Source organism: Herbidospora mongoliensis, assembly GCF_001570545.1.
GTDB lineage: Bacteria > Actinomycetota > Actinomycetes > Streptosporangiales > Streptosporangiaceae > Herbidospora > Herbidospora mongoliensis.
Genome location: NZ_BBXD01000017.1, coordinates 378,220 through 392,270, shown reverse-complemented (window position 1 = coordinate 392,270; position 14,051 = coordinate 378,220). Strand labels below are relative to the sequence as shown.

Genomic DNA, 14,051 nt, shown 5'->3' with positions numbered 1-14,051 from the left:
CGCAGGGATCACGCGGTGACGTACCCGACGCGGAACTCCGTCGTGCCCACTGGTTTTAGGGGCGACTTCTGGGATCTGGCCCACATTTCGTGGTGGTGTCAGCCCCGCCCGTGGTCGTCACCTGGCGGTGGCCGCGGTGAGCAGGATGCGTTTGCGCAGGAGGGCGAGGCTGGCGCGGCCGAACATCTGACGCTTGACCATTTTGATGTGGTTGACGCGTCCTTCGACGGGGCCGGAGTTCCAGCGCATCGTCAGCCCGGCAAGAACCGCCTCCAGGTCGGCTTCCAGGCCCCTGGCGAAGGAGGACAGACCCGGGAGCGCCGAGGCGCTGACGGCGGCGATCCACGCGGGCAGGTCCTGGCCTTTGAGCTCAGTGAGCATGCGCCCGAACTCGCCGACATGCTCGCGGACGGCCTGTAGTTCGGGGCAGTGTTTCAGAACAGCCTTCAGGCCGAACCGGTCGTCCTCGGTCAGGTTGTCGGGATGGCGGGTAAGCCAGCCGGTGACCTGCCGGACCGTCGGCGGGGGCGGCGGGATGGGCCCGGGGTCGGTGCGGTACTGCTCCAGATACTGGCTGACGATGGCGTAGCTGCCCGTGAACCCCTGCTCGGTGATGTCCGCATAGAGCTTGCGGGCGTTCGTGCAGCCGGCCTCCCAGCGCTGGTGGAGGAAGGGCTTGAACGGGTCGAGCTTGCTGCGCCGCGCGCCTTTCCACTTGCCGTCCACGAGTTCCTGCCAGGTCCCCGCCCTGGCGTAGCGCTGGACGGTGTGGCGACCCCAGCCGAGCCGGCGAGCGATTCCCCGAATCCCGTGGCCCTCGGCGATCAAGTCGTGAACCATGGCATGGTGATGTTGGGCGCGCTCGGCGAACTTCCCTGTCGGGTCCTCCTCGGAGTGAAGCTGACCGCCGGTCGGCTCGACATCGACACCCTCTTCGAGGCTGGCCTCCCCGGCAGCGCGTAGGCAGGAACGGTGCGCGGCAACGCTGCGTTCGACGGCTTTGCCGATGTTCTGCCACAGATGGAATCGGTCGGCGACCTGGATCGCGTCCGGCGCGCCGGTACGTGCGGCATCGGCGTAGGCGCCGGACCGGTCCCGGCAGATCACCTCAACGCCGGGATGGTCGGCCAGCCAGCCGGCCAGCGGCTCGGCGTCGCGGGTGGCCAAGACCTCGATCGGGGCACCGGTCTCGCAATCGATCAAGATCGTGCTGTGGACCTGGCCACGCCGGAACGCGAAATCGTCCACGCCGAGCACCTTCGGCGTCGCGAACGCGGGGTCCGGGATGGCCATGAGCAGCCGCAGTAACGTCGACTGGGACACCCTGGTACCCAACGATCGCGCCAACCTCGCCCCGGCCCGACCGGCCAGAGCGACAGCGACCTTCTCCAGCACCGTGCGCAGCAGTGGCGTCCGGCGACCGTACCGAGCGGTCAGCCCATCGACCTGCTCAGCGAAGGTCTTCTTGTCGCAGGTCTCATTCACGCAGGTCAACCGTCTCACGGAAAGGAAGATCTCCATCCGGCGCTCACCCAGCGCCGTGTCGGCCAGCCGCCGCCGGTATCGGGAGTGCTGCCTGATCGACACCGTCCCGCAAGCCGGGCATGGCAGCGGCACCACGCTTGTGCGCGCGACCACCCTCACAGCCGTCTCGGACTGGACAACGCTCTCGATCTCGACGGCCGACAGGTGCGGGAGCAGGGCACCCAGGCAACGATCATCGCACTCGACGCATCCTGGCCAGCCAGCCCGAGGCTACGGACCGGTATTCATCACGAAATGTGGGCCAGATCCCAGATCCCAGATCCCAGTTTTCAGGAACCGACGACAGCATCGCCTCAACGACTCCGGCCAACAAGCCGCCCCCGGCACGTGGGCGGAGAGTTGGTGTCCCCGCAGTCCACCGGCGAGTACGACATCTTGTGGAAAGCACTCTGCGTCAGGATCCACGGGATACCACCTTGGTCCCGGCCCGCCGGTTCCCCGCACACCTGGCACAGCTTCTTGGTCATGCAGCGCCACTGCCGAAGGGTGTTAACCAGCCGCCACATCGGGTCACCCCGCGGGAGGTCTTCACCCGCGCCCGCAACACGCCCATCACCACATCGGACCGCCGGCCAGCCGGGGCATAGACCAGCTCGTACACCCCGCCCGAATAGACGAACTTGATCGGATCCTTGATCAGTTCCTTAGACCGCGCGAGCACGTACGGAACCACCACGCGCCTCACCTCCTCATCTCGTGATCACCCTGGAAATCCCCATGAAAAAGGCGGGGCAGGGAGCGCCGGACGCGCTACAACCCACCCCGCCCTCGTACCGCCGGACCGGCCGCGTGCGCGGGGGACACACGCGGCAGCCCACCTCTTCGGGTCCCGCTGCAAGTACCCGGGAGGGAAGCCCACCGGCCCGGCGGCCGTCTCAACCAGCCCCGAGCACCCTCATTCCTCACCGCCGTACAACCGCTCTCGCCAGTACGCAAGCTCTGCTTGGAAGTCCGACCAGTCCTCCGACCAGCGCAGCGCCGTCAACGACGTCGGCCCATACCCCGGCACCAGTTCCGCCGCCTCGAACACATCCGAGGCCACCCCGACCGAGCCAGAGAACGCCCCCACGAAGTACAGCCCGCCCCGAACGCCGTACATCGCCCACGCGCCAAGCTCCCCGTCCGAAGACCGGCGAATATACATCACCCCCGGAGCGCCGCCGTCGCACAGGACATAGATCCCGCGCTCTGCCAGCAAGACCGCCAGGTCTTCGATCCCTTCTCTCGCCGCCTCACCGTCTGTCGGCTCCCGCTCCCGGACGACGTGATCCGACGCGCGAAGGGCCGCCCCCCACAGCGCCCTACTCGACAGGCGAAGAGGCCCCCGCAGCGCCCTACTCAGCGACATCGCTAGCCCCGCGTTCCGCCGAGCTACTGGCCAGAGGCCCCGACCCCCGATAGGCCCCGACCCCCGATAGGCCCCGACCCCCGATAGGCCGCGATCGTCGAAGCCGCCTGTTCGGCAGTCCGCGCCGTCATCAGACGCGGCACATCGGCACCCGGCCCCATCAAGAACGCGACCATGAACGACCGGCCACGCGGCGCGATGTGAACCCGCGCGACTTCCAGCCGCTCCCTGGTGAGCACAACCAGCCCCGGAGCAGCCGCCCGCGTGGCAGTCGCCTCACGCATCTCAGCGACGAAGACCGTAGGAATCTCCATCGACCCCAACAGCCGTTCCAGCGACCGCAGATCCACCGCATCGTCGCCCGCCGCGTCTACCCGCGTGATCTCTCCCGAGCCGCTCATAACGCCGCCCCGATGGTCGCGTACACGACCTTCCCGCCGGAGACCGGACGCCGGTAACCCCAGTCCGACGACAACGCGCCGACCAGCAGCAGCCCCCGCCCACCTTCGTCATCGTCTGCGGGATCGACCACCTGAGGAGGGGTCCGGCTGCAATCCCAGACCTCCACAACCGCGCCCCCGCCGGCCAGGTACACCCCTATTCCCACGGTTCCCGGACCAGTGCCCACCGCACCCGCAGATGCGGCCTCCCGAGTTGCCGTGATTGCGTTCGCCACCAGTTCGGCAACCACCAGTTCGGCAGCTCCGGCCAGATCTTCACGTCCCGCTGCGATCAACGACGCCCGCACATGCGCTCGCGCGAGCTTCGACGAGAGCGGATGGGCGGCCAGGCACTCGAAATGACGTTCCCGAGAATCGGACCTAACGTGAACGGTCCGGACATCGCTTCGTCCGTCCCTGCCGGCGAAGAATTCGCCTGGTTCACGGCCTAGTGCTGTGACCGGAAACGTTGGCCGGGTTGGGTGGTCAGGCCGCGGCTGACAGTGGTCGGCCGCCCCAGCGGACGCGTTTCTCGCTGCGGACGCGGGCGCGTTCACGGCGTTGGGCTGCCAGGACGTCGGGATGGCGGGCGTTGCGGTTGCGCCAGCGCAGATAGGCGTGCAGAGCCCGCGTCTGGACGGTGTGGTTGGGATGGTCGGAGCCTGCGATGGTGAACTGGCGTAGCGGCCCGAAGTGCGCCTCGATCGGGTTGGCCCACGAGGCGTAGGTCGGGGTGAAGCACAACTCGACCTTGTTGCGCCTGGCCCAGGCCCGGATGCGCCAGTTCTTGTGCGCGGACAGATTGTCCAGGATCACGTAGATGGGGGCGCCGTCCGGGCGGGCCGCGCGGATCGACCTCAACGCGACCCAGGTGTGGTCGATGCCCTTGCGGCGCCGGTTGACGCCCCACAAGGTGTCGTCGCCGACGGAGTAGCAGCCGTGGAAGTAGGTGATTCCGTGGGTGCGGTGGTAGGTGGCCGGCAACCGGTCCGGCCGGCCCTGTCGCGTCCACCCGGATCCGGCGGTGGGGCGGATGCCCAAAGGTCCGAACTCGTCGAAGGCGAAAGTCCGTTCCGGGCGCTGGGTCAGGGCGTACTCGATCCGATCCAGCTTGGCCTCGAAATCCAGATCGGGAGACTCCTTCCAGGTCTTGGTGCGCTGAAAGGTGATCCCCCGGCGGGCGAGCAGATTGCGTAACGCCTCGCGGCCGATGAGGAGCGGTCGGCCGGGAAGGCGTTGCAGATGGGCGGCCAGTTTGCGGATCGACCAGCGGGTGAAGGGCTGCCCGAGCTTGGCCGGGCGGGTGGTGGCCATCTGGATGACGAGCTCTTCCTCGTCATCACTGAGCAGGCGGGGACGGCCTCCCGCCCACCGAGACACCCCATGCCGTTCGGCGTCAAGCAGCTGCGATGTTGAGATGGTGGGACCAGGCGGTGTGCTCGTTATAGATGGTGCCGGTTTTCAGACAGCCATGCAGGATGCCGACCAGCCGGTTGGCGACTTGGCGGAGCGCGGCGCCGTGGTCGGCTTCGCGGGCCCGCTGCTTGTCGTAGTAGGCGCGGGCTCCTGGTGAGCCGTTGATGGCCGAGAACGCCTGAGCGCGCAGGGCGTCCACCAGCCGGTCGTTGTGCACGAACCTGGCGATCACCACCCTGCTCTTGCCTGAGGCACGGGTGATCGGACTGGTGGCGGCGTAGTTCTTCCGGGCTTTCGCGGAGGCGTAACGCTCGGGATCGTCTCCGAACTCGGCGAGTACCCGGGCGCCAGTGATCACCCCGATACCGGGCTGGGAGAGGTAGATCTCAGCAGCCGGGTGCTCCCGAAAATGGGACTCCACCTGCCGTTCCAGATGCTTGATCTGGGCGTTGAAGATAGTGATCACCGCAGCCAGAGACGTAACGATCGCCGCATAGGCAGCCGTCACCGTCCTGGAGCGGCCCAGTTGCTCGGTTCGCAGTGCAGCAGCGATGCCCTCGGCCTTGGCGGCGACACTGCGGCGGCGGGCTCGCTTCAACGCCGCGGCGATCACCGGCATCTCCAGCGCGGCAGCCATGTCCGGGGCAGGCGCCAACTGCAGCAATTCCAGGGTGTCTGCGCCGGCCAAGCCCAGCTCGTCGTAGGCGATCAGCGCTGCTGGGAAATACTCGCGCAGCGCCGCACGCAGCCGCAACATGGTGCGAGTGCGCTCCCCCACCATCGTCTGGTGCGCGCGGGCCACTACCTTGATGGCCTGGGCGGGTTCGGTGTCGCCGGCGACCGGCCGCAACTGGGCCCTATCGATACGGACCATGTCTGCCAGCGCGTGCGCGTCGCCCTTGTCGCTCTTGGCCCGCGAGGTTCCATACCGCTCCTTAAACCGGCTGGCCTGCAACGGGTTGATCGCATACACCTGATAGCCGGCCGCGATCAGCGCCTCGACCCACGGGCCTCGGTCGGTCTCGATGCCGACCACGACCTGACCAGTATCAACGTCCTCGCCGGCTTGGTCCCTGGCGTGCTCAGCCACCAGGGCGTGCAGTTTGGTGATCCCGGCGATCCCCTCCGGCAGTTGCCTGACTACCAGCACTCGCCCGGTCTCGTCCTGAAGTTCCACATCGTGGTGATCCTCGGCCCAATCATCGCCGATGAACAGCAACGCGCACCTTCTCCCTCATGTTCCATCACCGCTGGTCAGGGCAGCCAAGGGAGAACAGCGCGCGCCCTAATGGATCAGTGCTCGCCCCGAACCCATCACAAGGATCCAGAGGGCACGACACCCCATCAACGGTCAAGCCCTCCCGGTCACCAGCGGGGACACGGTCTCAGTGCAGGACTCAGACGTTCCAGGGTCCAAGTCCCCGCGCTCATAGACGAAATCCTGGCTCAGGCCGGCATTCAGACCGTGCTCACTGGTATCCGGATGCCGCGGATGAACGCGATCATGGAACGGTGGGTGCAGTCGTGCTGCCGCGACCTACTCGACCGCTGCCTGCTGTGGAACGAACACCACTTGCGGCACGCCCTGCGCGAGTACGAACAGTTCTACAACCGGCACCGCGCCCATCAAGCCCTTGCCCAGGCCGCACCGCTGCGTCCCGTCCCGGATCCGATCACCGATCCAGAACGGATCACGAGCTTGACCATCCGCCGACGAGACCGGCTCGGCGGAATCCTCCACGAGTACTCACATGCCGCTTGAACCGCACGGATGGAATTTTCGGCAGGCACAGAGGTGGCCGAGGATTTCCGCCGCCGCGAAGCGCTGAAAAACGCCGGTCACTAACGGGATCCGCGACGTCACCCAGAGCAATCTCTACGGTCGTGACCGGCTCCCGTTTTGCAAGCAGGAAGTCTTCCGGCACGTGTCGTACTCAGATCTCCGTGACCCGCCCTGCACTGACCCGCAGGCGACGGCTCACCTGCACCGCCTCGAGCATGCGCCGATCGTGCGTGACCAGCAGCAGCGTGCCTGGATAGTGCGCGAGCGCCGACTCCAGCTGCTCGATCGCGGGCAGGTCGAGATGGTTGGTCGGCTCATCGAGCACGAGTAGGTTGACGCCCCGGGCCTGCAGCAACGCCAGAGCTGCCCGGGTCCGCTCGCCAGGTGACAGAGTCGCAGCCGGGCGCATCACGTGTGCGGCCTTCAACCCGAACTTGGCCAGCAGCGTACGCACCTCGGCGGGCGGCATCGGCGAGACCAGCGCCCCGAAGGCGTCCAGCAACGGCTCGCCTCCCAGGAAGAGTCCCCGTGCCTGGTCCACCTCTCCGACCACCACGCCGGGGCCGAGCGAGGACTGCCCTTCCTCAAGCGGGAGCCGGCCGAGCAACGCGGCCAGCAACGTGGACTTACCTGTGCCGTTGGCCCCGGTGATGGCCACCCGCTCGGCCCAGCCGATCTCCAGATCGACAGGACCGAGTCTGAAGGAGCCGCGGCGGGCCACCGCCCCGCGCAGGGTGGCGACGACCGCTCCGGCGCGGGGCGCGGCGGTGATCTCCATCCGCAGCTCCCACTCCTTGCGCGGTTCCTCCGCCACATCGAGTCGCTCGATCAGCCTTTCCGTCTGCCGGGCCTTGGCGGCCTGCTTCTCGGTCGTCTCGGCCCGGGCGTTCCGCCCGATCTTGTCGTTGTCGCTCATCTTGCGGCGCGCGTTCTTGACGCCCTTTTCCATCCATGCACGCTGGGTACGGGCGCGGACCTCAAGCTGGGCGCGGGTCTCGGCGTACTGTTCGTATTGCTGTCTGGCGTGCGTCCGCGCGACCTCGCGCTCGTCCAGGTAGGCCTGGTAGCCGCCGCCGTACAGCCGAACCCGCTGTTGGGCCAGGTCGAGCTCGAGCACGCTGGTGACGGTCCTGGCGAGGAACTCGCGGTCGTGGCTGACCAGGACCGTGCCCGGGCGCAGGCCGGTCACGAACTTCTCCAGCCGGTCGAGCCCGTCGAGGTCGAGATCGTTGGTCGGCTCGTCGAGCAGGAAGAGGTCATAGCGGCTCAGAAGCAACGAGGCAAGCCCCGCACGGGCCGCCTGGCCTCCGGACAGCGAGGTCATCGGCTGGTCGAGACCGATCGTGAGGCCCAGGTCGGCGGCCACCTGGGCGGCGCGCTCGTCGAGGTCCGCGCCACCCAGCGAGAGCCAGCGTTCCAGGCCCGTGCTGTAGGCGTCCTCGGCGCCCGGCAGACCCTCCACCAGTGCCTGCGTGGCGGCGTCGAGGTCGCACTGTGCCTGGGCGACGCCGGTACGTCGGGCCAGGAACAGGCGGACGCTCTCGCCTGGCCTGCGCTCCGGCTCCTGGGGCAGGTGGCCGACGACCGCCGTGGCCGGGGTGAGGCTGATGCCGCCCTGCTCCGGCGCGTCGAGGCCGGCGAGCAGGCGCAGCAGCGTCGACTTGCCCGCGCCGTTGACCCCGACGAGCCCGATGACGTCGCCAGGGGCGACCACGAGGTCGAGCCCCGAGAACAGGACCCGCTCCCCGTGCCCGGCCGCGAGATCCTTCACGATGATTGTTGCGCTCATGTCCTGAACGATGGTAGCCGCCATCTCGCGCGCCACCTATCGGTTACCACCGCAGTGACCGCCCTAGGCAGCGACTCCACTGACCAGCCCACCTCACCCAACCCCAGCGACGAAAGCAATATCAGGCAGGCCTGAGATGAACTCATCGGCCAGGGCCGCCTTCGCCGCCGCGAAGTCAGGATGGCTGGACGGCGTCGAAGAGGGCTAGGGCTTCGGCGGGGTTAGGGCTCACGAGGCGTTCCAGACCGGCCGTCGTGACCTTCGCCCGCCGTGTGGGGTGCGGAAACTCAGCTGCCGAGGTTGACCTGGGAGTTCGTGGCTTGAGCATGAGGAGGTCTCGGGCATCCTGCTGACGGTGTCGTGGTCCTTGCTCTACCTCGTCCTCGGGCGTGTCTTTCAGCTTCTGGTCTTGCTGGTCGCGGTGATCGGGCCAAGACGGCTGAGATCGTGGTGCTTCGTCATCAGGTCGCCGTGTTGCGCCGTCAGGTGAACCGTCCCGATCTTCAATCTGGGGATCGGGTCGTGCTCGCGGCTGCTTCCCCGCTCGTCGTGGGATGTCTTCTTCGTCACCCCCGCGACGTTGCTGCGCCGGCACCGTACCCTGGCGATGCTCCGGTGGACCTACCAACGCCCGGGTCGTCCTCTACCCGCGCCGACGTCCGAGAAGCTGTTCTGCGCCTGGCCTGGGAGAATCCCTCATGGGGGTATCAGCGCATCAGCGGCGAATTGGCCGGCGTCGGCCTTCGGGTCCCGCCCAGCACCGTGCGCGACATGCTCAAAAGAGCCGGGCTCGGTCCGGCGCCGCGTCGTACAGGACCGAGTTGGAGCCGATTCCTCAAGGCGCAGGCCGAGGGCATCTGGGCGTGCGATCTGTTCCACATCGACACCGTCTTTCTCAAGCGGCTCTACGTTCTGTTCTTCATCGAGCACGCCACTCGCGTCGTTCACGTCGCGGGCGTCACGGCGCATCCGACCGGCGCCTGGGTCGCTCAACAGGCCCGCAATCTGGTCATGAATCTGGGAGATCGGGCTGAGGGCGTCAGATTCCTCATTCGTGATCGGGACGCCAAGTTCACCGCGGTCTTCGACGAGGTGTTCACCTCATTCGGCGCCCGCATCATCAAGACGCCAGTTCGCGCCCCGCGGGCCAACGCGATGGTCGAGCGCTGGGTCGGCACCGTTCGAAGGGAATGCACCGACCGGCTGCTGATCTACGGTGAAGGCCATCTCCACCGAATCCTGCGGACATACGAACGGCATTACAACCGGCACCGTCCCCATCGCGGACGAGACCGCCGGCCACCTCAACCACCACATGCCCCGGCTCCGCCAAGCGATATCGATCACGTCCGCTTGCAACGCCGACAGGTACTCGACGGCCTGATCAACCAGTACCGGCGGGCCGCATAGACGGAGTGAATAACCGCAGATCAGAGGCCATGTCCGAGTTTTCGCACCCCACACGCCGCGACCGCACCCGACTGCACCGGCGCCCCGCCCGTGGGTAGCCCGGGCCAAACCCAGCTGCGTGCCTCCACGTGTGCACGACCCCAACTGTCATGGAGCCTCGGGGGAGTCCCAGCCGACCACGGAGGAGCCGGCGTGTTTGCGTCGCCGAAACTGGCTCCGCAATCAACGAGGACGACGATAACGGCGTTCCGGCACTGCCGACTACACGGATCGATAGCTAATAGATAATGCCGGACATATCACTTGGTGTCGGTATATCAATGGCGTACCGGGACAATGAGTTCGTCAATCTCAAGAAAAGAATAATCGCCAACCGTTTGTTTCCGGACGTCCCGGAAATGGGAACGCGCGGAATTGTTGTGTCCACCCGCTTCGGCGGGCTTTTCTGCAGAGGTGAACACATTGCGCGCACTCCACAGCCTCGCGAAGGCATTCATGAGAAACGGCCTCACGACCGTAGGCGTCTCCGCATTCAGCGTCCTCGTCGTCGCCGCGCCCGCGAACGCCGACACGCCGCAGCCACCGCCCGCGCGAACGGACGTCGCCGCCACCGACGCCTCGTCCAAGGAAATCCGTCCCGAGCACTCCAAGCCCAAGCACCCCAGGCCCCCGCGTCCCAAGCCCGACCGGTCACTCGATTCCGCCGCCATCAGCATTGACTCTCTGGCGAATCCGCTCGTCTTCACCGTGACGGCGCGGAAGGGCATTCCCTACCTGAACGATCCCCGTACCCTACCCGGCTGGCAGAACCTTCGCCGGGCACCGGGTAGCCAGGGCGGTCTTGTCACCCACATCACCGTTGCGCAGGATTCGCGCCTGAATTACTACCCCGACCCCACCACGACGAGCGCTTTGAGGGTCACCGTACAAACACGGGACGGGATCTTCTTCACCGTCTGCCGGCTGGGGAACCTGGCGAACCTCAACGCGCCGCTCCCGACGAGCGGCCCTCTGCCGTGTACCCCCTGGGCCGCGCTTCCCGCCGTCTGACCAAGCCTCTCGAGGAAACGAAGTTTCCCGTCCTTTCAGGAGTCTCCATCATGCGTTTCCACCGATTCGCTTGCGCGATCACCCTGGCCGGTCTGGCCGCCGTGGGCATGGTCGTCCCCGCTCATGCCAAACCCGCGGATCCGTACTCGCCGGAGAAGTGGGGCATCATCAGCCGCAATTCCGCGGGCAATGCGAGCGCCTTCCTCCGGCTGGGGCCCTGGGGCCGGATCATCCCGACTGACCCGGTGGCCACCCAGGCTCCGCCCTTCGGAGTGGGCAGTCTTGGGTTCATCGCGGGAGGCGACCCCGACCACATCCAGTTCGGGAACGAGGTGGATTTCGCCGGGACGCGACTCGCGGACATCCACATCCTTCGCTACTGGATCTTCACCGGGGCCGATGCCGACGTGTTCCCGACGATCAAGATGCCCACCCTGAACCTGGAGGTCAATCCCAACCAGGGGATGGTGGACTACACGAGTCTCGTCTATCTGCCCAACGAGTCGACGAGCCCGTCAGCCCCTGTGACGAAAGTCCCGGGACGCTGGCAGCAATACGACGCGAGTGCCACCAACAGCAAGTGGTTCCTGACCAGGCCGGTCCCCGGCGTCATTGGCTGCACCCAGGCGGTGCCCTGCAGCTTCGCCGAGTTGAAGGCCCAACTGCCTAACGCGGCGATTTCCTACAGTGTGGCATTTAACAAGGGCAGCCAGGACGGCCCCTTCTTCGGGGCTGTCGACGGCCTCCTGTTCAACAACACGCTTTATGATTTCGAACCCCTTGGCGTCCGCAAGTTCCAGCCTGTTCTCTGACACGCCTTTGAAACCACCGGCGTCCTTGTAGACGCCGGTGGTTTCAAAGACATCGGTCTGTGGCATTCTCCTTAATGCGAGATCACGGCAAATCCGGCGCACCTCATACGTGCGCCGGGTTTGCTTTATACGGACCCCCGACCACGGTTGCCGTGTCGGAGCTTTGAGCGCTCCTGTCATCGCTGTTCACCCGCGCCGGATGCGGTCCGTGGCCGGATGAGCGGTCGCGCGGGATTGCGAAGCGGGCCGCGCTCACTTCGCATCGGGGCGGCAGGTCGGCCGGGCTCCTGGATGTGCAGCCTCATCGGGCGGGTTCTGTCGTTTCGCCGCCTTCATGGATGGCCTGCTGGTCGATGAGGGTTGAATTTCATCGGGCTGCCGGCTGCGTGACATTCCGTTCCCTCAGTGGGACCGGTGGTGAACGCCGTACAGGAGAGAAACCTGGATGGAGACGACGATGAGATTACGACTGGTGGCCGTCGCGGTGACGCTCGCGCTGACCGCCGCGATGGCGGGAACGGCCTTGGCGTCCGGCGGGGTCGACGCGCAGGTGACGGCGGTCGAGTTCTGGGGCTGGGGCCTCAACGCCGAGGGCCAGATCGGTGACGGCGGCACGGTGGACCGGCGCTTTCCCTTGCTGGTGGGCGGCCTGCCCGGCGATCCGGATGGCGAGGGAGTGATCCGGCAGATCGTCACCGGGAGCACCTTCAGCGGCGGCGTCGACTCCACCGGCTCGGTCTTCCTGTGGGGCAGCCTGCCCGGAGTGGTGAACAGCCCATCCCCTGTCCGGGTGAACGGCCTCCCCCGGTCGAGTCCATCAGCCTCGGCGACAGACACGTGCTCGCCCGTGCCACCGACGGCACCGTCTGGGCGTGGGGCGACAACACCTTCCGCCAGCTCGGTGACGGCACCACGACCAGCAGGGCGGTGCCCCGCCAGGTCACCGGCCTGACCGGCGTCCGCACCGTTTCGGCCGGATACCGGCACAACCTCGTGGTCACGCAGGCCGGCCAGGTGTACGCCTGGGGCGACAACACCAGCGGACGCCTCGGCGACGGCACGACCACGACCCGCCGCACCCCCGTGGCCACCCCGATCATCGATGTGCAGCAGGTGGACCCGGGCATGGGCGGCACGGCCGCCGCCCTGACAACCGGCTTCTACGTCATGACCTGGGGCGACAACACCGGCAACGCATTGGGCCGAAACACGGCGAACGCCTTCGACCCGATCGCCCGCGAGGTGTGGGCGGACATGCCATCCAACTCGATCTCGGTCGGCCGCTCAACGGGGCTGGCCACGTCGAACCTGCTGCCGAACCCGCCGCCGAGGTGGATGTCGGTCCCCGACGTGATCGGTCTTCCCGAGGACAGCGTGCCCGCCAGGCTGACCGCCGTGCGCTTGCGCCTGGGCGTCAGGAACATCTGGGTGGACCGTTACTGCACCAAGCTCGGCCAGGTAGTGGGCCAGAGCCCGTCAGCCCATTCGTCTGCCGCGATCGACTCCGAGGTCGACATCACCGTGGCCGTTCCTCCCGCCGGACCGTGCCCGTGAGGTCCTTCCTGAAGTGACGGTCGCCCTGCTGTTGATCGTGCTGGCCATGTCCCCTCTCCCGTCATGGCCAGCACGATCCCGGGCAAGGGCAGTCCCTTGTACGGCTGAGTTACAACGAACGGGGTCAACTCGGCAACGGGAACAACCGCTCGCCGCCACGCCGTGCTGATCGGCACACTGCCGCCGTATCCGGGCCGGCCCAACTGGTTCGCGCGCCTCGACGGTGCGCCAGTCCCCGGATGTTCAGTTGGATGCGCTCAAGACGGCGGGGGTGAGGAACGGGCGGTCCGCTGGCGGACGGACCACACCGCTCGCACCGACCTCGCCCGCCGGGCACGGGCCAGAGTGGACGTGATCGGCTGCTACATCTCCACCTCGCGACTCTCACCAGTCATGGTGTGGACGCCCGCCCAACCTCGGCCTTCCTGGCTCGTGCCCAGCGTCACCGCCTGCCGGGCGAGGCGGTGGACCTGCGCTGGCAGGACGTCAACTTCGCCGGCGGCACGATCGGCGTGCATTGGCAGATCACCCAACTCGGCTGGCAGCCCGTCCAGGGCAAACCGAAAACCGACGCCAGGGACCCGCATCGTCGCCGCCGATGCCGAGACGTTGAAACTCCTCAAGAAGCACCGCGCCAAGCGGGAGCGCCGGTTTGGGGCGCTCGTGCGGGGGCGTGTTCCGACGGTCGGTCTGTATCGGGTACAGCTTGCAAGCCCTCGGCCGAAGGCCGGACCACTTCGAGGGCGGCCGGGTTGGGATCTCCGACGCGGTAGCGGAACCGGTACTCGCCGCACTGAAAGTCCAGCTAGATGGGCCATGTCGTCTCAGGGGCGGTCACGAGTCCTGTGCTTCGGGCCGGTGACCGGCAGACCACTCTGCAACCGCCACATCATCGGTCATCAAG

At 67.0% G+C, this 14,051-nt stretch carries 13 protein-coding genes and 1 pseudogene; 6 read left to right on the top strand and 8 right to left on the bottom strand.

Annotated features, from left to right (window positions below; genetic code table 11):
- Positions 1 to 117: 117 nt before the first annotated feature.
- From AW272_RS26275 to AW272_RS26245, 6 genes and pseudogenes are all read right to left on the bottom strand, one after another.
- A complete protein-coding gene (locus AW272_RS26275) occupies positions 118 to 1,638 on the bottom strand; it encodes an ISL3 family transposase (RefSeq protein WP_218011066.1) in 1,521 nt (506 codons plus the stop codon).
- A 370-nt stretch (positions 1,639 to 2,008) separates the two neighbouring features.
- Complete coding sequence (locus AW272_RS26270; RefSeq protein ID WP_157518785.1) at positions 2,009 to 2,221, bottom strand: hypothetical protein; 213 nt, start codon at positions 2,219 to 2,221, stop codon at positions 2,009 to 2,011.
- A 219-nt stretch (positions 2,222 to 2,440) separates the two neighbouring features.
- The gene (locus AW272_RS26265; RefSeq protein ID WP_157518784.1) at positions 2,441 to 2,743 is read right to left on the bottom strand and encodes a hypothetical protein; all 303 of its coding nucleotides are present in this window, start codon (positions 2,741 to 2,743) and stop codon (positions 2,441 to 2,443) included.
- Between the two features lie 547 nt (positions 2,744 to 3,290).
- The gene (locus AW272_RS46365; RefSeq protein WP_245657731.1) at positions 3,291 to 3,641 is read right to left on the bottom strand and encodes an ATP-binding protein; all 351 of its coding nucleotides are present in this window, start codon (positions 3,639 to 3,641) and stop codon (positions 3,291 to 3,293) included.
- Positions 3,642 to 3,819: 178 nt separating this feature from the next.
- Positions 3,820 to 4,707 (bottom strand): annotated as a pseudogene (locus AW272_RS26250) (IS630 family transposase); the annotation flags it as partial.
- 22 nt (positions 4,708 to 4,729) lie between these two features.
- On the bottom strand, positions 4,730 to 5,968 hold the full coding sequence (locus AW272_RS26245) for an IS110 family RNA-guided transposase (RefSeq protein WP_066370329.1): 1,239 nt from the start codon (positions 5,966 to 5,968) through the stop codon (positions 4,730 to 4,732).
- Positions 5,969 to 6,037: 69 nt separating this feature from the next.
- On the opposite strand from AW272_RS26245, the gene AW272_RS45715 reads away from it, so the two are divergent.
- Positions 6,038 to 6,511, top strand: coding sequence for an integrase core domain-containing protein (locus tag AW272_RS45715; RefSeq protein WP_083958678.1), 474 nt, complete (start codon positions 6,038 to 6,040; stop codon positions 6,509 to 6,511).
- A gap of 172 nt (positions 6,512 to 6,683) precedes the next feature.
- Here the strand turns inward: AW272_RS45715 and AW272_RS26235 are convergent, their stop codons facing one another.
- Together AW272_RS26235 and AW272_RS44450 are read right to left on the bottom strand one after the other, a co-directional pair.
- Positions 6,684 to 8,321: an ABC-F family ATP-binding cassette domain-containing protein gene (locus AW272_RS26235; protein WP_066370483.1), complete on the bottom strand. Its 1,638-nt coding sequence runs from the start codon at positions 8,319 to 8,321 to the stop codon at positions 6,684 to 6,686.
- Positions 8,322 to 8,717: 396 nt separating this feature from the next.
- On the bottom strand, positions 8,718 to 8,891 hold the full coding sequence (locus AW272_RS44450; RefSeq protein WP_218011064.1) for a hypothetical protein: 174 nt from the start codon (positions 8,889 to 8,891) through the stop codon (positions 8,718 to 8,720).
- A 201-nt stretch (positions 8,892 to 9,092) separates the two neighbouring features.
- Here AW272_RS44450 and AW272_RS26230 point away from each other — a divergent pair, with 201 nt between their 5' ends.
- The 5 genes from AW272_RS26230 to AW272_RS26210 all read left to right on the top strand — a co-directional run bounded on the left by AW272_RS26230 (position 9,093) and on the right by AW272_RS26210 (position 13,147).
- Entirely contained in the window at positions 9,093 to 9,731 is a 639-nt protein-coding gene (locus tag AW272_RS26230) for an integrase core domain-containing protein (protein ID WP_218011063.1), read from the top strand.
- A 453-nt stretch (positions 9,732 to 10,184) separates the two neighbouring features.
- Positions 10,185 to 10,781: a hypothetical protein gene (locus AW272_RS26225; protein ID WP_157518780.1), complete on the top strand. Its 597-nt coding sequence runs from the start codon at positions 10,185 to 10,187 to the stop codon at positions 10,779 to 10,781.
- A gap of 50 nt (positions 10,782 to 10,831) precedes the next feature.
- On the top strand, positions 10,832 to 11,593 hold the full coding sequence (locus tag AW272_RS26220; protein ID WP_157518779.1) for a hypothetical protein: 762 nt from the start codon (positions 10,832 to 10,834) through the stop codon (positions 11,591 to 11,593).
- Positions 11,594 to 12,050: 457 nt separating this feature from the next.
- Positions 12,051 to 12,545 carry an RCC1 domain-containing protein gene (locus AW272_RS43530; protein WP_169807628.1) on the top strand — a complete coding sequence of 165 codons (495 nt, stop codon included), beginning with the start codon at positions 12,051 to 12,053 and terminating at the stop codon, positions 12,543 to 12,545.
- Positions 12,431 to 13,147: an RCC1-like domain-containing protein gene (locus tag AW272_RS26210; RefSeq protein ID WP_066370320.1), complete on the top strand. Its 717-nt coding sequence runs from the start codon at positions 12,431 to 12,433 to the stop codon at positions 13,145 to 13,147. The genes AW272_RS43530 and AW272_RS26210 overlap by 115 nt, the downstream gene beginning before the upstream one ends.
- Positions 13,148 to 14,051 lie beyond the last annotated feature (904 nt).